This window comes from Cryobacterium sp. AP27 (genome assembly GCF_056680495.1).
In genome coordinates, this window is record NZ_CM155285.1 from 1520516 (window position 1) to 1539224 (window position 18709).

Annotated in this window: 22 protein-coding genes and 3 pseudogenes; 13 read left to right on the forward strand and 12 right to left on the reverse strand. The window is 62.4% G+C overall.

Going from position 1 to position 18709, the window contains the following annotated elements; all coding sequences use genetic code 11:
- Window positions 1-33: 33 nt before the first annotated feature.
- Together AC1MB9_RS07205 and AC1MB9_RS07210 are read right to left on the reverse strand one after the other, a co-directional pair.
- A pseudogene (locus AC1MB9_RS07205) lies at window positions 34-234 on the reverse strand (SDR family NAD(P)-dependent oxidoreductase); the annotation flags it as partial.
- 15 nt (window positions 235-249) lie between these two features.
- Window positions 250-768: a hypothetical protein gene (locus AC1MB9_RS07210; RefSeq protein ID WP_479964342.1), complete on the reverse strand. Its 519-nt coding sequence runs from the start codon at window positions 766-768 to the stop codon at window positions 250-252.
- Between the two features lie 666 nt (window positions 769-1434).
- Between AC1MB9_RS07210 and AC1MB9_RS07215 the strand changes: the two genes are divergently transcribed.
- Complete coding sequence (locus AC1MB9_RS07215; RefSeq protein WP_479964343.1) at window positions 1435-1560, forward strand: hypothetical protein; 126 nt, start codon at window positions 1435-1437, stop codon at window positions 1558-1560.
- A 134-nt stretch (window positions 1561-1694) separates the two neighbouring features.
- On the opposite strand, the gene AC1MB9_RS07220 is transcribed toward AC1MB9_RS07215, so the two are convergent.
- Window positions 1695-2171 (reverse strand): DUF1643 domain-containing protein, encoded by a 477-nt coding sequence (locus AC1MB9_RS07220; RefSeq protein WP_479964344.1) that lies wholly within the window; start codon window positions 2169-2171, stop codon window positions 1695-1697.
- A gap of 112 nt (window positions 2172-2283) precedes the next feature.
- On the opposite strand from AC1MB9_RS07220, the gene AC1MB9_RS07225 reads away from it, so the two are divergent.
- The gene (locus AC1MB9_RS07225) at window positions 2284-3426 is read left to right on the forward strand and encodes a hypothetical protein (RefSeq protein WP_479964345.1); all 1143 of its coding nucleotides are present in this window, start codon (window positions 2284-2286) and stop codon (window positions 3424-3426) included.
- A gap of 558 nt (window positions 3427-3984) precedes the next feature.
- On the opposite strand, the gene AC1MB9_RS07230 is transcribed toward AC1MB9_RS07225, so the two are convergent.
- The 3 genes and pseudogenes from AC1MB9_RS07230 to AC1MB9_RS07240 all read right to left on the reverse strand — a co-directional run bounded on the left by AC1MB9_RS07230 (window position 3985) and on the right by AC1MB9_RS07240 (window position 6305).
- A complete protein-coding gene (locus AC1MB9_RS07230; protein ID WP_479964346.1) occupies window positions 3985-4488 on the reverse strand; it encodes a hypothetical protein in 504 nt (167 codons plus the stop codon).
- Window positions 4489-4890: 402 nt separating this feature from the next.
- A pseudogene (locus tag AC1MB9_RS07235) lies at window positions 4891-5010 on the reverse strand (GNAT family N-acetyltransferase); the annotation flags it as partial.
- 53 nt (window positions 5011-5063) lie between these two features.
- Window positions 5064-6305, reverse strand: coding sequence for an MFS transporter (locus tag AC1MB9_RS07240; RefSeq protein WP_479964347.1), 1242 nt, complete (start codon window positions 6303-6305; stop codon window positions 5064-5066).
- A gap of 472 nt (window positions 6306-6777) precedes the next feature.
- Between AC1MB9_RS07240 and AC1MB9_RS07245 the strand changes: the two genes are divergently transcribed.
- Complete coding sequence (locus AC1MB9_RS07245) at window positions 6778-7233, forward strand: DUF2975 domain-containing protein (RefSeq protein WP_479964348.1); 456 nt, start codon at window positions 6778-6780, stop codon at window positions 7231-7233.
- A 98-nt stretch (window positions 7234-7331) separates the two neighbouring features.
- Window positions 7332-7817 (forward strand): hypothetical protein, encoded by a 486-nt coding sequence (locus tag AC1MB9_RS07250; protein ID WP_479964349.1) that lies wholly within the window; start codon window positions 7332-7334, stop codon window positions 7815-7817.
- A gap of 290 nt (window positions 7818-8107) precedes the next feature.
- On the opposite strand, the gene AC1MB9_RS07255 is transcribed toward AC1MB9_RS07250, so the two are convergent.
- Window positions 8108-8653, reverse strand: coding sequence for an NUDIX hydrolase (locus AC1MB9_RS07255; RefSeq protein WP_479964350.1), 546 nt, complete (start codon window positions 8651-8653; stop codon window positions 8108-8110).
- 199 nt (window positions 8654-8852) lie between these two features.
- On the opposite strand from AC1MB9_RS07255, the gene AC1MB9_RS07260 reads away from it, so the two are divergent.
- A complete protein-coding gene (locus AC1MB9_RS07260; RefSeq protein ID WP_479964351.1) occupies window positions 8853-9137 on the forward strand; it encodes a hypothetical protein in 285 nt (94 codons plus the stop codon).
- A 34-nt stretch (window positions 9138-9171) separates the two neighbouring features.
- On the opposite strand, the gene AC1MB9_RS07265 is transcribed toward AC1MB9_RS07260, so the two are convergent.
- Window positions 9172-9618 carry a bleomycin resistance protein gene (locus AC1MB9_RS07265; protein ID WP_479964352.1) on the reverse strand — a complete coding sequence of 149 codons (447 nt, stop codon included), beginning with the start codon at window positions 9616-9618 and terminating at the stop codon, window positions 9172-9174.
- 4 nt (window positions 9619-9622) lie between these two features.
- Window positions 9623-10114, reverse strand: a complete 492-nt coding sequence (locus AC1MB9_RS07270; protein WP_479964353.1) for a GNAT family N-acetyltransferase — start codon at window positions 10112-10114, stop codon at window positions 9623-9625.
- Window positions 10115-10689: 575 nt separating this feature from the next.
- Here AC1MB9_RS07270 and AC1MB9_RS07275 point away from each other — a divergent pair.
- A pseudogene (locus AC1MB9_RS07275) lies at window positions 10690-10800 on the forward strand (IS481 family transposase); the annotation flags it as partial.
- 36 nt (window positions 10801-10836) lie between these two features.
- Here AC1MB9_RS07275 and AC1MB9_RS07280 read toward each other — a convergent pair.
- Both AC1MB9_RS07280 and AC1MB9_RS07285 read right to left on the reverse strand, forming a co-directional pair.
- Window positions 10837-10995: a hypothetical protein gene (locus AC1MB9_RS07280; RefSeq protein ID WP_479964354.1), complete on the reverse strand. Its 159-nt coding sequence runs from the start codon at window positions 10993-10995 to the stop codon at window positions 10837-10839.
- An 895-nt stretch (window positions 10996-11890) separates the two neighbouring features.
- Entirely contained in the window at window positions 11891-12349 is a 459-nt protein-coding gene (locus AC1MB9_RS07285; RefSeq protein WP_479964355.1) for a hypothetical protein, read from the reverse strand.
- A 487-nt stretch (window positions 12350-12836) separates the two neighbouring features.
- Between AC1MB9_RS07285 and AC1MB9_RS07290 the strand changes: the two genes are divergently transcribed.
- From AC1MB9_RS07290 to AC1MB9_RS07310, 5 genes are read left to right on the forward strand one after another with little or no spacing between them, the layout of a single operon-like run.
- On the forward strand, window positions 12837-13166 hold the full coding sequence (locus AC1MB9_RS07290) for a PadR family transcriptional regulator (protein ID WP_479964356.1): 330 nt from the start codon (window positions 12837-12839) through the stop codon (window positions 13164-13166).
- Between the two features lie 2 nt (window positions 13167-13168).
- On the forward strand, window positions 13169-13528 hold the full coding sequence (locus AC1MB9_RS07295) for a DUF1048 domain-containing protein (RefSeq protein ID WP_479964595.1): 360 nt from the start codon (window positions 13169-13171) through the stop codon (window positions 13526-13528).
- Window positions 13528-14307, forward strand: coding sequence for an ABC transporter ATP-binding protein (locus AC1MB9_RS07300; protein WP_479964357.1), 780 nt, complete (start codon window positions 13528-13530; stop codon window positions 14305-14307). Before AC1MB9_RS07295 ends, AC1MB9_RS07300 begins: the two co-directional genes overlap by 1 nt.
- Window positions 14307-15071, forward strand: a complete 765-nt coding sequence (locus AC1MB9_RS07305) for an ABC transporter permease (protein ID WP_479964358.1) — start codon at window positions 14307-14309, stop codon at window positions 15069-15071. Before AC1MB9_RS07300 ends, AC1MB9_RS07305 begins: the two co-directional genes overlap by 1 nt.
- Before the next feature lie 2 nt (window positions 15072-15073).
- Complete coding sequence (locus AC1MB9_RS07310) at window positions 15074-15298, forward strand: hypothetical protein (protein ID WP_479964359.1); 225 nt, start codon at window positions 15074-15076, stop codon at window positions 15296-15298.
- Between the two features lie 619 nt (window positions 15299-15917).
- On the opposite strand, the gene AC1MB9_RS07315 is transcribed toward AC1MB9_RS07310, so the two are convergent.
- The gene (locus AC1MB9_RS07315) at window positions 15918-16328 is read right to left on the reverse strand and encodes a DUF2510 domain-containing protein (protein WP_479964360.1); all 411 of its coding nucleotides are present in this window, start codon (window positions 16326-16328) and stop codon (window positions 15918-15920) included.
- A 150-nt stretch (window positions 16329-16478) separates the two neighbouring features.
- On the opposite strand from AC1MB9_RS07315, the gene AC1MB9_RS07320 reads away from it, so the two are divergent.
- Window positions 16479-17723 (forward strand): IS256 family transposase, encoded by a 1245-nt coding sequence (locus AC1MB9_RS07320; protein WP_479963004.1) that lies wholly within the window; start codon window positions 16479-16481, stop codon window positions 17721-17723.
- A gap of 306 nt (window positions 17724-18029) precedes the next feature.
- Entirely contained in the window at window positions 18030-18548 is a 519-nt protein-coding gene (locus AC1MB9_RS07325) for a hypothetical protein (RefSeq protein ID WP_479964361.1), read from the forward strand.
- The last annotated feature ends 161 nt before the right edge of the window (window positions 18549-18709 follow it).

Here is an 18709-nt window from a genome sequence, read left to right on the forward strand (position 1 = left end):
CACAGAATGTCGAAATATGCAGACTACTCATGCGATGCCGGTGGCGACGCCGCCGGGGGCTACCGCGTTGACGCGGATTCCCTGTGGTCCGTACATAAACGCAGCGCTGCGGGTCAGGCCGATGACGGCGTGCTGGGACACCGTGTAGGCGTTGCCGGAGGCATTGCCACGCGGCCCTGCTTCGGAGGCGACATTGACTATCGCACCGGTTCCCGTGGACAGCATCGCGGGGAGCTGGGATTTCACGGCTTATGCGTCCCGCATCGGGCGCGCGTATGCGATGGCGGCTGTGAGGCTGGCCCCGACAATAAGAGCGATCATCACCATCGGGACCAGTCCGCTGGCGTCCCCGGTCGCGAAGATCAGCACCATTGCAGCGATGATGCTCGATCCCATCAACGCAGAAAAGACCAGCGCAGGCACCATCAGCACCAGTCCGACCCAATTCTCCCGCAAAGCGAGCACACCGATCACTATCATGCCTGGCAGAACCACGGAAAGGTCGATGACATGGATGGGGTTTACGATCAGCCCGGCTGCCACAAGACTAGGCGGCGCCTGACCGGTAACGGTCGCTGGAATTAATTCGCTCATCCACAGCAGGGCAAAAATCGCGCCGGTTCCGATCAGCACCCATGCCGCGAACAGGCGTGGTGCGCCGCGCGGGCATGCAGAGCGATGCCGTCCCCTGGCCACCAAAACGATCATGCTGTAAAAGACAAGTCCCAGAACCCCGACGTAGACGAGGAACAGGGGGCCGAAGTGCACGGAGCATCACGCGCTGACGTGATGATCGTGCGAGGTGTGCCTACGTTCCACGACTCGCCTTCGGCGATGAGGTCGTCGATGGGAATGGCAGCGTGGGCATATTTTCGATTTATTGCCACGGCCATTTTACCGTCGCTATCGTGGTGCGTTTGCGGGACGACATCGTACGCCGGGGTGATTCTCGTCGTGCCGCCGGGGAAGGCGGAGCACGCTGATGTTCTTGCCGTGCATATCGAGGTTGCCCACGGCCTACGAGACCTTCAGGCGTGAGGAGCTGCTTAACGGAGGCCCGGTCACCGTCGCGCCCGAGCACATCCGCGATCATGCACCCCGGCGAGAAACGTGCGGCGGGACTTCGGCCGGGCGGCCTGCTTATTGGTGAGCATCCGACCGACCTCGGTCACGTTGACGGGGCGAGGGCAGGAGTGCGCGGCTCCCCCGGCGCCTACTGCGACGGCTACAACCACGAGCATCGTTTTTTGGGGATCGGCCTCAACACGCCGGAGGACGTCCACTACGGCCTCGCAGAGGCGAAAACCGTGGCACGGACGCAGACCGTGGCACGCGCACGCTTCCCTGCACGATTCAGTACGACCCAGGCACGGCAGATCCTGTCTATTCCGACGACGGCATGGATCAACAAACCAGCCGACAAACCCATCGAGAATGAAGGGCTCGGACCAGCTGGTGACCCGCAGTGGCATCGTCACCGTGGACGGCCACGAGTGCCACATGGGCGAGGCCAACCTCGGTGGCACCGTCGTCGGCGTTCTCCCCTCCGCCCCGGAATAGACGAAAGCCAGAGCTGACGACGTCAGCTACCGGCTCAGCATGCTTCTCGTCATCGTGACCCGACTGGAGTCCGAGGAGGCGCACTCAGATCGCTGGCCCTATGCCTGCGTCACGGGCCGCTGCAGACCTTGCCGTCAGGCGGGCCAGGGCGCCGGTGAGAGTTCTTTTGGCAGGTAGAGCGGATGACTCGGATACCCTCGCTCCGTCGTCCGCAAGCAGGTGAGCCTGTCAAATCCGGGAATCGAAAGCACCTCTTGGACGCGCTCTTGCTTCGCGTGCGCGCCCCATGCGGCGACAAGTACCTCATCGCTCGCGGCAGCGTCTTCCAGGTAGCGGTTGTTCTCGGGACCGACGGGATCCGTTGCCGTCCACAAGTCGGCCGGCTTCGGTGCCCGGAACGCGTAAAGGTTCACGACGTTGAGCCCGCCGAGGCCCCAGTGCCGCGCGAATCCGATACACCGGCGAAGCGTCGGATCATCCGAGTACTCATCTGCGGTAGACGGGTTCAGCATCACGCACGTCGCGCGCGGTCCGTCAGACCAAACTCTGGAGCGACGATAACGATACGTTCGATCCTCCGAGAGTTCGGCTCGGCCATCGACTTCGGTCACACATCAGTCTCCCATAGTGTCCCGTGGCAGCGGAAAAGGTCGTACTCGCCTGTGCTGTTGCCGAGGAAAGCGCCGGTCAAAAGGGCAAAATGCCCACTGCTAGGCTGAGCGCATGTTACGCCGCAGCCTGATCACGCCAACCGTTTTGCTCGCCATCGTGGTCCTCAGCGGATGCACTGCGGGGCCCCCGATAGAACCGTCGCCGTCATTCGCACCGACACCAGCGGCAGCGAGCGTCTACACGTGCAACGACGTTGTCGCCCTTGATGACGTTGCCCCCGTTTTCGTCACCGCCGACGGAACGGCGCCGACCCCGGTAGCCGCGATCCAGCCAGCCTTGTCCCTTGACGAGTACACCGTACCTGCTCTGGGTGGTCTGTCCTGCTCTTGGCGGGTCGGCCCCGCGGTGACCGACCCGATGAAAGACTCCGTCGATTCCGACTGGGCGTACGTCAGCGTCAAGGTCGTTCCCGGCGGCGCAGACTCCTGGGCACCTTACGTGGTGGGCGACGGCTTCGCGCTCGGCGACGGCCCCTCCGGCACCCCGATGACCATCGTGGGCATTGAAGCGGCGACCGGGTGCGGCACCGAATCTGGCTGCTTCATCAGCGCACCGGTCGGCGATGACTGGGTCGAAATCGTGCTGAGCACGCGCTGGAATACCCTGGACGGTGGATATTATTCCGGGCTGACGCCCGACGCGATCCTGACGCAGATGGAGCCGCTCGCGGCATCCGTTTTCACGGCTCTGACGGATGCTGAGCCCGGCCAGTTGGTTTGGCCAGCGGTCGAGCTGGTCGAACGCGAACCGGACTGCACCGGCGCGCTCGGGTCGCAGGGCATCGCCACGGCCCTCGGCGTCGACTCTTTCGAATACGAAGTCCGGTCCCAATCGACCGTCGGCTCCACGTATTTCGAGAACTACGTGGCGCAACGGTCCGGGGTATTCAGCTGCGCCGTGCAGCCCGAGGGCGTCCCGGTCGACTTGATCGCCGCTGGGCTTCTAGGTACGTCGGTCACGGTCGGCAATGACCTGGCCGGACTCGTCGACACGATGGTCTCCACGCCAGACAGCCGGGCCCTGCAGACGGTTGCGCTGAAGGGCGCGGTCGAGGGCGAGCATGCCGTGCAGAGCTGCGCCGACCACACACCGTTCTGCATCGTGATCTTCTCACTCGGACAGTCGGCCTACCAGGTCCAGTCGAATAGCGACACGGTGGCTATCGCCGAAGCGATCATCGCCCACACCCGCTAGTGGTGATGTTTGTTAGTTCGTCAGCCGCATAGTCAGCCGTGCAAACAGTCACAACACGGTTCATGGTGAGGTCCTCGGGGATACCGTTCGCGTCTCGGACCCCGGCCCAGGGCGAGCGGGTCCGGGTGCACCGCAGGTGGCTCTGAACGGCCCAGGTTCCCAAGAAATCATTGACAGTCTGAAGGCAGGACCGCAAGGGTCACTGTTCTACGATGATTTGGAGAAAGTGACCGTGGCGGACGCCACTCTTTCGGTTATCAGCCTGAGTGCGAGCACTTCACAAGAGGCACATGAACTTTGCGAGGCGCTGTACGTGGCAGCCAAAGACGCCGCGCCGATGGTGGATACGGTAGAAGTCTCGTCTGACGTTTCAATGATGTCACGTAGAAGCGATGCGGCTAATGACATAGAGTGCGGTCTGCCTCACCCATAACTGTTGGACAGCCCCGGGACCAGGTCGACCATATGGTGCCATTCCAATTGTTGATCCAGCGCGCATGTCCCCCACCATCCTCGCGACTGGACGGGATTCGGCAGTCGGCGGACTTCGCTTCTCGCCTATCCGCCGAAATCTGCAAGGACCGCGATGGAGGAACCGGCGCTGTTACACGCCAGTCCTAGTGCAGAAACGGCGTTTTGCCACCCGGCCGAGTCATGATCTAAGCGCGCACCGTCAGCAGATGGTGCAGCCGACTTCAGGAACGCTACGGCGTCTGCCACGCGGTCCCCGACGTCGGAGTCATTGACCAGCACGTGCTCGTAGCCGGTGGCGACCATGTTCATTTGAGCGACGTATTCATCTGCGCTGACGGCCTCTGCTGCGAAGCCGTGGACCGTGTTTGATTCTAAAGTGGCCAGGGTCGACACTTGTCCGCATACGTGATCCGTGCTGATAGCGGCCTCACCAGGACGCGGGGTGCTGGCCGGGGTGGATGTACTGGTGGCTGGCGTGCTTCCGCCCGCCATCGGCTCCGGCGCCGCCGAGCAACCTGCCAAGGCGAACAGGACGAGTGTCACCGCCGCAGCTCCAAGACCTGAAGCTCTGAGGTTTGTCTTCTTCATGACGACTCTGGACCTAACGTTTTCGTGAACGGCCGGAGTAGCGGTCATCCGGCAGGGCTCAACAGCTATTGCGCCCTGCCGTATGACCAGCAGGACTTCTCGTCTACTCTCCCAGACAAGAAGAAATGTCGAAAGACGCCAATAGTGCGGGCACCCGAGGGGCGTCATCTCGTGTGCATCATTTTGACCTCGTTTACCCTCAGGAAATCTCCGGCAGTCGGCGGCATCTCAAAGCGGTACCCTTCCCGGGCCGCGGCTGTTCTGGGTCGTCCCGCGTCAGTGTGAACAACCTTCAAACATGGTTCATTGGGCGTGGGCTCGCGAAGTGTGCACGTCGGCACCGGTGTGGGAGGTCCAGTATGGCCGGGACTTGTGGATCAACGTCGAGCGACAAACGAAGTTTGTGGTCTCGCCCGTTTCCCAATCTCGACGAAGAATCGCGAAGGCGACTGATGCCAACGGGTGCACGCCCGTCACCGGCCAGCCCTCGCGATAGTGAGCTTCCTTGATGAACCCTGAGCGGGCCGGAATCGACCAGCCCAGGGACGTTTGAGTGTCACTGGGCCAGTCGTGAATCAGTTGTGCAGGCGCGGCGATAGTTCTTCGATCCGGCGGGAGCCCAGAACGAATGCCGCCACGAGAAGAAGCACTGCGATCCCGCCGATGGCTAGGAACGATGCGTTCACCCCGGCTACCTGAATCACCATTCCGGCCAGTGCACTTCCCGCCGCGGCGCCAATGTTGTGGCTGGTATTGACCCACGTTGTCGATTCAGTTTTGCGGTCCTCACCGCCGAAATCATTGGCGGCGAAATACGCCACGATCATCACCGGTGAAAAGAACGCGCCAGCGGCCACGACCGTCAAGGCCATCCACACGGCGTTGCCTGTCAGGCCGACAGCCGACTGTAGGACCACGAGGATAACGGCGATGACGATGACCTGAAAGCGTGCGCGCCCCGGTACCCGCAGCGCACCAAAAATCAGCCCACCCACGGCACTCCCACCGGCGAACAGACCGAGCACGATCCCGGCTGCGCCGGCACCCTCGGTGCCCGGAAAAGCGGCAGGAATCGCAATAGTCAGGTTGCCCGACACCAGTCCCGCAACCAGAGCCGGCAGCAGAAGCCCGAGGAAATGCGTGTTCCCGAGCAACGCGCGGCCGTGAACGGCGGAGGGCGCAGACGTCGATTCGGCTGCATTCTGACGATGCGGTGTATTCCGGATGGCCGGGGATGACACAAACAGTCCCGTGCCGAGGACGACCAGCACCGCAGGGACCAGCAAGACCAGGCCGGGCTCGATGACCACGAGCGCAAGACCCGCGGCAGCCGGGCCCACCAGATAGAGGACCTCCTCCACGACGGAGTCGAAGCTGAGCGCCTTCCGCAGCAGGGCAGGCTCCCGGGCCAGCTCGGACCACGCGACGCGCATCGCCGGCCCCAACGGCGGAGCCACGGAACCCGCGAGCCCGGCCAAGACCACCATCGTGACGCCCGACCACGCAGCGAAAGCACCCACCGCCAGTGCCATGAGAACCCCGCCGAAGGCCACCGAAAGGAGGAGCAGTACCGGTCGGCGTCCGTGCCGATCGATGAGTTGCGCGCGCAAGGGCGCCAGAAATGAGGCAGTGACGCCGTACGCGGCGACGGCGATCCCCGCGGTTGCGATGGATCCGGTAGTGGCTTGTACAGCGAAGAGGAGAGGCAGGATCACGAGGGCATACGCCGAGCGTCCGACCAGTGCGCCCAGGAAAGTCCGCGGAACATGAGGCAATTTGAGCACGTCGACATAACGTGCATTCCGGGCGGAAGGCATGGGAAAGCTCCAAGCTGAAAGGCGCAAACGGGCGCAGTGAAAGACGGGTCAAGCTGCCGAGAAAAGGCGCGACCACATCAATCACGAGCGGAGAACATGACCCGAGCCTAGCGCGACCGCCGGGAGGCCCGCGACGGCCACGTGAAAGGTGGCGTGGCACGCCGGTGCGCACGGCACGAAACCTCGACTACCACGTCGCCGCAGCCCGGTGATTGGATACCCATTCCCGCTTAACGAAGTGTCCGCCGAGGGAACGCGAATTCAATGGTCAGCGGACACATAAACGTGAGCCGCAGGTGGGTCGGACAGTGATCCCTCCGGCAAGGTCGTCCGGCGTTCGTGGTCGGAAAGCGCGAGAGTCCGGTGGTCCGTGCCGATAGATATGACGTCTTTCAGGGTCCATGCCGATGTCGATAGTGTGATGGAGGTCGGGTACTTTCTTATCAACCTGAACCGAGGTGGGAGGTTTCAGATGCGACGCGGAATGTCATTCGCGCTGACGGCGGTCCTCGTCGTTGTGCTGCTCGCGTGCTTGTTTGTGCAGGTGTGGGTTCTCCCGTCTGCGGTAGTGGGCGTGGTAGCGGTATTCCCGGAGGTCGCTCGGCTCGCCGTTCCGGCCGTCATTTGGGGCGTCGTCGCCATTGCCTGCTGGCAGGCTGTTGCCGTCATCGGCCTGCGACTGGTCGTCTTGGTGCGCGACCACGGATTCGGCTCGTCCTCCTATGGATGGTTACGAGCGATCGTCGGCTTCCTGCTCGCGTTCGTCGTGCTCGTAGCGTCAGCATTCATCGCTCTGAGCCTGATGGGGTACTCGACCCCGGCGATGCTCGGACTCATCGCTGGAGGGCTCGTTGCCCTGATCATCGGCGTCGCTTTGCTGATGTTCCTCGGGGCCAACTCGGTCGTTCGCCAGCATTCGCTCGGGTGACAAACGGTGAGCGGAACAGGTCAACGTCGCATTGACGGGTCGCAGGGTGGCTCGCCAGTTGCGTCGCCCGGGAACAGCGAAGGACCTAGGCTGCCAGCATGACGGATAGCGATGAGCGGGGTCGATGCGTACCGATGCAACGAGGATCGGTGGGTATTGAGCGCGCTCAGCGTCTGCCGCTCGACATTTCCAGCCTGTCAGTGACCGGTCTGGTCATCATCTGCGAACTCGGTGATCCGGTTCCGGAAAACGTCAGGCCAACCATGACCATGACGATGACGATGACCCAGTATTTGCGCCTATCCGACGAATCGATGATTCGTCTCGACATGGATCGTGGAGTGGCCTCGTCCAAGCATGGGAACGTCCGGCCTGTCTCCTGGAAACGCTCCGCAGCCGACGTGATCGCAGAAGTTCTCAACCTGGTGCGTGGCGATGACGCTGCGAAACCCGATTCATTTCCGTGGGAAGCATATGCGGAGGCCGCGCAGCTGAGGGGAATCTCGGTTGACGCCGAGGCACTGCGCGATCTTCCGCACACCGTGCTGCTGTCGGATGAACTCGTCACGATCTACGAATTCTGATCGACGAAGGCCTGCACGGAGCCAGTGCTCTCAGTCGTGAAATCTGCCGTCCCACAGGCCGGACGTTGAGCGACGCAGATCGAGAACGAGTAGTGGAGGAAGCGGCGGGCCGACCTGCGGTGTCACAGGGGAACCATCAGCGGGACGAGGAGCTTCTGGCTCTGGATCTTTCCTTCGGTGCGTCGCGGCAGTTTTGCGATCAGCTAGTGGGTGACATTCGCGGGTAGGGTCTGTGCACGAGCCCGCGCATCATGAAGTCCAGCGAAAGCAGTAGTTGCCGCGAACGTCGGCTATGCGACATCACTTTGATGTCTGATTTCGTCAAGAATCCTTCGTATGCGGTGCCCAAAGTTCGCAGGCACGTTATCGGGCAATTCTGTAACTGGCCACCACGCAACATCCTCGCTCTCCGCGCTGGTCGACGGGGCCGGGTCTGTCCTCGCGATCGCGCCGAAGCCGATGTCCCAATGAACCCTGCAATGAGTGAAGCCACCACCCAGGGCGTGTCGGTCGACATCGAGGATGGCGCCGACCGGGCTGATGTCGTTGATGCCGCCTTCCTCACGGGCCTCGCGGAGGGCCGCCGAGGCAACTGATATGTCCGTTGCCTCGACGTGGCCGCCGAGCTGAACCCAGAACTGACCCTTCTTGTGGAAGCACAGCAGAACCTGCTCGAGATTGGGGGTGAAGACGAAACAGCTCGCAGTAACGTGCTCGGCACCCCCGTCGCGGTCCAGCGCAGCCCCAGGAGAGGCGCCAACAAAGGAGACGTACTCATCACGCAGCGCGCTCTGGTTGTGCCAGAGAGGCTTCCACCCTTTGAGCGTGTCAACCAAATCGGCAGGGACGACAAGCAAGGTACGTGCAGCGTTGCACCATGACCACACCCTACAGAGATACCCGTATAGGGTCTCAACAACCAACCCTCTGTGGGCTTTGTCATATCCTGGAACCGGTGGGTCATCTAGCATTGGCCACATGGGCGAGACACAAGCTGGCCAAGGCGGAGTTTTCAACTCAGACCCCTCACGCCCGGTGAGCGTTTCCATAGTCGTCCTCGGCGCCGCGGCTGCCGTCATCGGACTCGTGCTCCTTCTCGTGCCGAGTGACCAAGCAAGCTTCGGCTGGTTCGCCTACGCGCCGCTCAGCAACACGACGTTCTCGCCAATAGGCCTACAACTCTCGCCACGGAGTCAGATCGGGATCGGGCTGTTCATTGTCGGTCTGGCTGTGCTCGCATTCGGTGCCGGCTGGATGCTCGGGCAACGTCAAGCTGCGAGCCAGCGACGATTGCCCGACGCGGGCAGTTCAGGCAACTGAAAGGTCCCACTGCTTCGCCCGCGAGCCCAACCCGTTATGCGACGTGGTTGACAGGCCTTCGGCCCAGCGACGCCTGGAATCGGATCAAGTACCCATCAGGGTCTTGTACGAGAAACTGAACCACGCCAGCCTCGGTCGTGCCTGTCCGGTACCACTTCGTTTCCGGCTCCATGAACAGCGTCCGGCTGGCACCGCGGAGAGCACAGACGAGCGGGTCAATCGACGCCACCGAGACCTGGAAATTGATGCCGCGGCCCAAAGGCGGCTCCAACGCCGCAGGCATCCAGTTTCGTCCCACGCCCGTTTGTTCGAGCATGATGTGCGCCGTGCCACTGGTGATGTACGCAAAACCCTCGTCGGGGCGCTCGTAGAGCACGTCAAACCCGCAGAGACGGCACCAGAAATCCAGGCTCTCCGCGAGAGAGGTGACAAGGAGTTCCGGGACCAGGCCGGGACTCGGCGTGCTGTCTCTGGCCGTCATGAGTTCACCGTATTTCCTTTCGGAACCAGTGGTTCGCGTAGGGGTCCGTGTTGTGCGCTTGCCCCTCGATGAAGCCCAAGGACGCGTACAGGCTCCGTGCCTCGATGAGGTCGGTTCGCGTGTCCAGACGCAACGCATCGACTCCCAGTTCGCGGGATATGCGTTCAAGCTCCTCCATGAGAAGCCGTCCCACGCCCTTGCCCCGTGCCGCCGGTTCCACGAAGACCCTGGTCACCTCGCCGATCTCACCGGGGCGAACCCGCATTCCCGCGCACCCGAGAACCGCGGGTCCCTGGCGGGCGAGTAGGAGGATCCCCAATGGTTCGAGGAGGTCATCACTGGGGTACCCGTCCTGGGCAGCCAGAATCTCCTGCCGGGACGCGGGACGTCCGTGGTACCGACCCACAATGTCCTCGTAGTACCGAAACGACACATCCGTGGCTTCAGTGGAGGTGGGCGATGTCGCGGAGATGAGGATCGGCAACGCAGGCATCATGCGTTCCACACTACTTCTCGAAGGCGGGCGCGGTCGGCCCAGAACCCTGCGCCTCGTTCTGGTCCCGCCCGCAAGCCGGACGGCCAGCGCGACAGATATGGGCCTAATCCTCCCGACGACAGAGTTCGCCGATTGTGCGTCAGATGGGAACGTTCTCCGGGCCGGAGCTATGCAGCGAGTGGCTGCACCGGCCCTTGCATCCTGTCGGCTGCGGGGGCAGATCAATGCGGTGATCCCAAATACTCCGGATCCATGAGTGCGGTTTCGGGCCGGCAGCCGAGTTCTCCGGGCTCAAGCCGCACGGGCGCCGGCATCACCCGTGACACGACGCCATCGACACGGGCAACGAGAACACAGTTACGCGGTGTGTTCCCCATCGCCACACCCACGTTTCCATCGGCAACGACCACGGAAGGCGGGGCTAGTTCCTCAAATACGCCCGAAGGCACGTCGAGGAGCGCCAAAATCCTGGCCTCGATGTCGCTCCCATCCAACTCGGCGACAGACGCAACTTCGGAAAGTACCCGGGCGGGGCGCCGCGAACTCGTCGCACTTGTCGTCGAGGACGGGTGGGTGCAACTTACCAAGACTGGATTCATAGCAACAATCACCACACGCCCCATACCGGCATCGGCGGCAAATCACCCATCGACCGCGTTCACAACGTCAGCGGGGAGAACACCTAAGCCTTGGAGTGACCTGCTCGGTGGGTCACGGTGCGGCTACTCGTAGACGCCGTCGCGAGGAGGCGCGACTGCGGGACCAGGGCGCTCGGGTTGCGACCGACGCGCCGCCCATGAGAAGAGCCCCTCGACGACAACGGAACCCACGATGCCGAGGAAGACGCCGGACAGCAGCAGCCACTGCTGTGCCTGTGCCATTGCCGCTGCATCAGACCAGCGCGCCGTGGCGGAGGTGTGGGTGACATTAGGGAAGCGATGATTCCGTGACCGCATTTCCTCGGCTGACCAGTTGGTGCGCCAGGTCACGGACGGTCCGACGGCATACCCCGACCCGTCCTCCTCGTTGCTGACGTCCCCCTTGGATCCCAACCCGGGCCTTATGACAGTGGGGAATTGAGACTCAAGCACTTCTGTATCTCCACCGTACAGAGTCGTCGTGATGATCGCGCTACGCGGCTCGTGGTAGGCCTTATCGTCGAAGTACGCGCTCAATGTGGGTGTGCCCACAACCATAGACGGTGCGTGCGAGACCCGCTCTCCCGCAGCCTCGTCCGACCACTGTGCGTAGGGAGTCCCTCGCAGCTGAGCTCGCCCGCACAGGCTGCTCAGGTCAGACTCTGGATCCGTCACCCAGGCGTAGATGCCGTCGCGTTCATTACCTAGCGGCGTGTGCGGGCGGTCGGTCGCGGCCGTGCCGAGGTTCCAGCCCACCAAGGCCAACGTCACGATGCTGACGGCCGCGATCGCCCACCGCACCGAACTCTTGGAAAGAACGCGCAGCCATCGGAGTACTCGTCCCGCCCACGCCCGTCGACGATGGTCGTCACCAAATTGGCGACGTGGGGAAGCGATCGCGCGAGGCGGCGCTCCCGCGGCGCTCGACGGAGGGTCCGCCCGAGGGGTCGTCGGTCGCGTGGGGTTCTGCGGTTGTCCCTGGCCCGACGGAGGATCATCCACCGGCACGGTCCTCCACCTCACTGACGGTCTTTGCCTTCTTCATCGGGCCGCGGCCAGGCTGGCCTGACCTGCGTCCGACAGGAGGAAGGCGCCGGCCGACAGCTGATCGCCGACGTCCCACGAGGCCTTGCTGAGCTCATCCCGCGACACCAGTGGCCCCTTGGAGAACCTCGCCCATTGCGATGAGCGCGTTTCGTGGGCGGATTCGCCGCTCGGAGTGGAGCGTCTGCTGGGCGAAGCGCAGGCTGGCCCGCCGCGAGCCCCCATCGGCGGTCGTAGGTCCACCGAGTACTGGCTGCAGCGCGATGAGGGCATAGCCGCCGTCCTGGGCCACCTGCCAGACATTGGTCCTGCGTGGTGACTCGGCACGGAAATCCTGACGCGCCTCCACTCTCGAGGCACCGGTGAGCTCTCCGGAGGCGATGCGGTCGCCGGCGGCAGCGCGGTAGAGACAGACCTCCTGACGGCACACCAGGCCGCACGCGGGGCAGGGGTCCTCGACCCGGAGGTGCAGCCCGCGACCGAACTCCTTGAAACTCTGGGTATCGCTCGCAGAAGCGGCGTCTTGCCAGATCCCCACGGAGCGAAGATGCACAGCGCATCCGGCATCGTCACCGCGCCAAACACTCCAATGCGCTCACGTCTTGCGTCCACCCCGTTACCTCCCTGTTGTGCAGAGGAGTACTAAGCAAAAACGATTTTAGGGCAGAGGAGTATTGAAAAGCCATCGCTCAACACTCGCCTGCACAACCCCGGAAACATGCGGCATCCTGTGCAGACGTGAACGGAAAATGACATCAACACAATCGCGGCAGAAGGAGGGTGCGACGTCTCGTTTCCATAGGGTTTTGCGACGGCGCGGCCTCGGTTCGCGGCTCCTCGTGTTCGATCGGACGCGACTCGTCCCGCAGCCATGCGCCGATGAGCGGCCCTTGATCGCTTCGTCGTTGCTATGTCGTGAACCTCACTGATCGCCTGCTCCTGCGACTGGGTCCGATCGGCGGTTTTGCTTCTTGCACATGCGCTATTCGGTGTTACTATCTAGTGGTAGTCAGCACCACCGAGTAGCAAATAGGGGCTTCATGGCGAAACAGATGACAGAGATGCTCAAAGGCACCCTGGAAGGCATCGTGCTCGCTCTGCTGGGAGCGCAGCCCACCTACGGCTACGAGATCACAGCGCGACTGCGCGACCAGGGCTTCACCGAAATCGCTGAAGGCACCGTTTATGCGCTGCTTGTTCGGATCGAACAGCGCGGTTTCGTCGACGTGTCGAAAGTGCCGTCGGAAAAGGGTCCGCCCCGCAAGGTCTATTCGCTCAACACATCCGGCGTCGACTACCTCGACGACTTCTGGAGGACTTGGAGCTTCCTCACAGAACGACTGGAACGGCTCCGCCAGGAAGGTAAGTGACCATGTGGATCGACAAGCTCGTCGGAGATCTCGGCGATAAGAAGAGTTATCTGGAGTACAAGGCCCGGGTGAAGAAGCTTCCCGCGGGATACCGGGAGGCGGCGAAGGCCCTCGAGCGGTATCTGATGTACATGGGCCCAAGCGACGACGGTAAAGCCCTCGTCACCATGCTTGGTGATCTAGCCGATCTGCTTGAACAGAGCGCGGCCGATGCTACGCCGATTCGCTTGCTGGTCGGAGACGACCCTGCGGAGTTCGCGGAAACGTTCCTCGATAATTACGCCGGTGGCAGCTGGATCCGCAAAGAGCGCGCCCGCCTGGCGGACTCGATTGACCGCGCGATCGATGAGCAAGCCAAATAATGATCCCCGTACTCGAGACCCCAGCTATCAGCGTTCGCGGCGTAGAAAAGTCGTTCAAAAACGTGCACGTGCTCCGCGGGGTCGACTTAGACGTCAAAGCGGGAAGCATCCTCGCGCTGTTGGGCTCCAACGGAGCTGGTAAGACCACGCTGGTGCGCATCCTGTCGACGCTTCTCAAAGCCGATGCGGGCTCGGCGACGGTGAATCAGTTCGACGTTGCTACGCAGGGCAGTAACGTACGCGAGTCAATCAGCCTCACCGGTCAATTCGCTGCGGTCGACGAGGTGCTCTCTGGAAGAGAGAACCTGGTGCTCGTGGCAAAGCTGCGTCGCCTGAAAAGCCCAGGGGCCATCACTGACGAGCTACTTGCCCGCTTCGCTCTGACCGACGCGGGCAATCGAGCATCATCAACCTACTCAGGTGGCATGCGACGCCGACTCGACATCGCCATGAGCCTCATCGGCAACCCTCCCATCATCTTCCTAGACGAACCGACGACGGGGCTCGACCCTCAGTCGCGCGTGGAGGTATGGCAAACGGTCAAGCAACTCGCGAAAGGCGGCACCACAGTCCTGCTCACCACGCAGTACCTCGATGAAGCCGAATACCTCGCCGACCGCATCGCGATCCTTCATGAGGGCACGATCATCCAAAACGGAACCCTCGCAGAACTCCGACAACTCCTCCCCGAGGCAACGATGGAATACGTCCAGAAACAACCCTCACTCGAGGACGTCTTCCTTGCCCTCATCGGTGACGAACCGAGAAAGGAATCCTGATGAGCACCAACATCCTCAGCGACACTGGCATCCTCACCGGCCGGTCGCTTCGCCATATCGTGCGGAGCCCAGACACGATTATTACGACGGTGGTCACCCCTGTCGCGCTGATGCTGCTGTTCGTTTATGTCCTCGGAGGTGCCATCCGCACAGGCTCCACCGACTCGTATCTCAGCTACATGCTCCCGGGAATTCTCCTCATCACAGTCGCGTCGGGTATCGCATATACGGCCTACCGGCTGTTCCTAGACCTACAGAGCGGCATCTTCGAGCGCTTCCAATCCATGCCGATCGCGAGATCAAGCATGCTCTGGGCACACGTCCTGACCTCCCTCGCGGCAAACCTGGTGTCGGTCGCAGTCGTCATCAGTGTCGCGTTCATCATGGGTTTCCGCACAGCTGCACCTGCGACCTCTTGGCTCGCCACCGCCGGCATTGTGATCCTGTTCACCCTCGCACTCACCTGGGTCGCCGTCATCGCCGGCCTATCGGCTAAGAGTGTCGACGGTGCCAGCGCCTTCAGCTACCCGCTGATCTTCCTTCCGTTCATCAGCTCCGCATTTGTGCCCACGGACACGATGCCCGGCCCGGTTGCCTGGTTCGCCGACAATCAACCCGTCACGTCAATCGTCAACGTCATCCGAGCGCTCTTCACTCAACAACCCGTCGGTAGCGACTCCTGGATTGCCCTCGCGTGGCTCGTCGGCATCTCCGTCGCGGCCTACGCCCTGGCAATCAATGCCTACCGCAGGAAGTTCCGGTAGACATGCCCATCGAAAAGTGGTGGTCCCTGCTGGACGCGGCGACACAAAGCTGGTTGATCGCCAACAACGGCGATGCGCTTTCTGCTGACATCATCGCCACGCTCGAAGCCGCGAGCGGTGAGGTCGGGCCGAACGCTTCATGGTCCGGCCGAAAAGTCTCAGATGTAACTCATTTGACCGATGAAGAAGCGGACTGGATCGAGGAGGTCGCTAACGGGGAGCGTTAGCATCCCCACTCCGAGGTTCGTATCAATGGACCGCCTTGCAATTCCGCCGCGCGAATCCGAATGTGTCGCAAAACCGAAGTGCCTCAAACCCCATGAGTTACGAGACGTTCCGCAACCCGCACCCGACGGCACCCCGGACAAGGCAGTATCGACCACGACGCGCACGCGGAGCAACATGTCAATTTGGACCAATATCGCTCGGATTGCCCGCGAGGGACTACGAGAGATCAGAGATACGGTCGTCAACAAACATGACGAAGAGATGTACCGTGATGGATTCGACGAGGCAGCGACTACCTGCAGAGAAGTTCTGTCAAAGGGCATTGCGAATTGATGTCCAAGATGAAGTCGGCCCCCTGTAACCGTTCAAGAGCAGGTTCTGCTGACCAGCCTGACCGAAATCAAGTCTGCAACAGAAAAGGATTTGCGCGAGTTCTGGGATGGCACAGGAACAGATGAAGCGTCAGTCTGAGTCAGGCGGTGAACGGCACCGTTCGCGAGAGTATCGAGACTGCCCGTCTTCTAGCGTGACCCCTGCCGTCCGACAAATCGCAATTCGCGGGTGCGGACGGTCTGCCACGCAGCGGCAAGCCTGATCGAGGAGGTCGGAAGGACTGGGTCAGGAGATGCGCTCGAAAACCATCGTCGCCTGGATGCGGTCACCCCCGCCGAACCCACTGCTGCCTGCGGCCGCCGTGCTGATGGTGTGCAACCGGAACCCGAGCGCGGCTTGCTTGTTGATCACCTTCTCCAGCCCCGTGAGGTTCCCTGAACCATTGCCGAAGAACTTTTCCTTGAGGACGACCTGCAGAACCACATAGCTCCAGCCGGACGGTGCAGGACGTGGTGGCGCGCCGGCAACAGCATCGGCTTGGGCTCGGCTGATCATTCTGTCGATGCCAGGCGCTTTCGGCGCGGCAGGCTGCACCGAGTCGGTCCAGTTCTCACCGTCGCACCACCTCATCGTCCCCGTTCCGTCGTCATACCAACCTGCCTGTGTATCAGCCCCCTGCGCCTCATCTCTCCGCAATCACCAGGGTCACAATCGTTCGCGCTTCTCGGTCATGTCCCATTGAGTGGTGTGGTTTCCCCGCTTTGAGCGTTGCTTCGTCAACGCAAGGAGCCATCGTGCGATGGTCAGTGAGTACCGACTAAAGCAACTCACGAAGGACACCACACGATGGCTCTAGACCAGTCTGCCCTGCTCAACCTGCTGGGAGAACTCAAACTCACCGATGTCACCGACCGCATCCGCGTCGCGACCGAAACTCTGTATCAAGAACTCATCGATGCGGAAGCGAGCGCGTTCATCGGCGCCGCCCCGTTTGAACGCTCCGGCGACCGCACCACGTACCGCAACGGCACCCGGCCACGGACTTTGAGCACGACCGCCGGGGACCTTGATCTGAAGATCCCGAAGCTGCGCGCCGGGTCGTTCTTCCCCGCCCTGCTCGAGCGCCGCCGCCGCGTCGACCAAGCCCTGTTCGCCGTCGTGATGGAGGCCTATGTCCACGGCGTCTCGACCCGAAAGGTCGACGACCTCGTCAAGGCGCTCGGCGCTGATACCGGGATATCCAAGTCGGAAGTGTCCAGGATCTGCGCCGGCCTCGACACGGAAGTGGCCGAGTTCCGGGACCGGACCCTGGCCGCTCAGGACTTCCCGTACGTGTTCCTCGACGCCACGTACTGCAAAGCGCGCGTCGGGCACCGCATCGTGTCCCAGGCCGTCGTCGTCGCGATCGGCGTCGCCGCCGACGGACGGCGGGAAGTCCTGGGGTTCGACGTGGGCGACAGCGAGAACGAAGGCTTCTGGACCAGCTTCTTACGGTCGTTGAAGACCCGCGGTCTCGACGGGGTGAAGCTGGTCATGTCTGACGCCCACACCGGGCTGAAGAAGGCCATCGGCACGGTCTTCCAAGGCGCCGGCTGGCAGAGATGCCGAGTGCACTTCATGCGAAACGTCCTCGCCGTGGTCCCGAAAGGATCCCAGGAGATGGTCGCGTCGATCATCCGCACCATCTTCGCCCAGCCCGACCGCGAGCACATCGAGAAGCAATTCCGTGAGGTCACCACGATGCTCAGCCGGTCCCACCCGAAGGTCGCGGCGATGCTCACCGATGCCCAACCCGACCTGCTCGCTTTCGCCGCGTTCCCGCGGCGTCACTGGCGACAGATCTGGTCGACAAACCCGTTGGAACGGGTCAACAAGGAGATCAAACGCCGCACCGATGTCGTCGGCGTCTTCCCTAACTCCGCCGCCCTCCTCCGCCTCGCGGGCGCAGTCCTGATCGAGCAACACGACGAGTGGGAAGCCGGCGAACGACGCTACTTCTCCGAAGCCTCGATGCTCGAGCTGGCCACAATGAACAACCCAACCGAGGTCATCGACGAGGCGGTGATCCTCCCAGAACTCGCTGCCGCCTAAACTAAAACAACTGACCCGCACGGTGACGATGAATTACACCACCCGGCGGGACGTGACCCGCTTCTCACGCTCAACTCGCTGCCGGGGTCTCCGCATCGACGCATATCGGCGCCCGACTATTCGACGTAAGCCCGCTCCACCCACCGGTTTACGAGCCGCGCCATCGATGGCCGAGTGGCGGCATGGGGATCATCGAGCGGTGGTTGAGTTGGTGAGCGCCGCGGCGGCAAGTGCGCTGCTGCGGGCGCGGCATACCGTTGCGGTCGCCGACAATGGCGCGTAGCGTCCGCATCACAGAGTTAACCCTTGGAGGCCACGATGCCCATGCAGCTACGCCGCGCCCTGGTTGCGGCATCAATCCTGTCGGTGGGGTTCGGACCCGTTTCGAGCGCCAATGCTGAGGAATTTGAGGTCGAGTCCCCGGCGGGCGACTTCTGCCCAGGGTTCGCCGTGTTGGGGGACATCACGGTAAAAGGCTCGGAAAAAACTCTCCCTGGGGACCGATTCTGGGAACACAATGTTGGCACCGGCGTATGGACGAATGCCGAAACTGGCCAAACGTTCACACAACGGTCCCGTTACGCGTCCGTCGCGACTTACGACGAAGCGACCAACGACTTTAACGTCACGATCGATGGCCGATACTTGATCGGGTTCTACGCCGGCGACATCGGGCTAGCAGGCCCGGTGACCGAGACTCAGACGTACAGCGTCGCCGGACACCAGACCTTCACGTACGACGTCGATACCGATGCGATTACCGCCTATTCCCTCGACGGCAAAGTCTTGGCAGACGTCTGTGCCGTGCTGGCAGAGGGGAATTAGCGCGCGGATTCACCGCTCCGATCGTTTCCCCCGCCGAAGGCGCTCGGCACTCTGAAGCCGCTTAGCGCTACTTCCATGCACCAGCGATCCGGCCCAGGTAAGGGCCGGCATCCTGGCCACTCACCCACAATGTCGGCGTCAACCGCCCGCTCAACGACCCT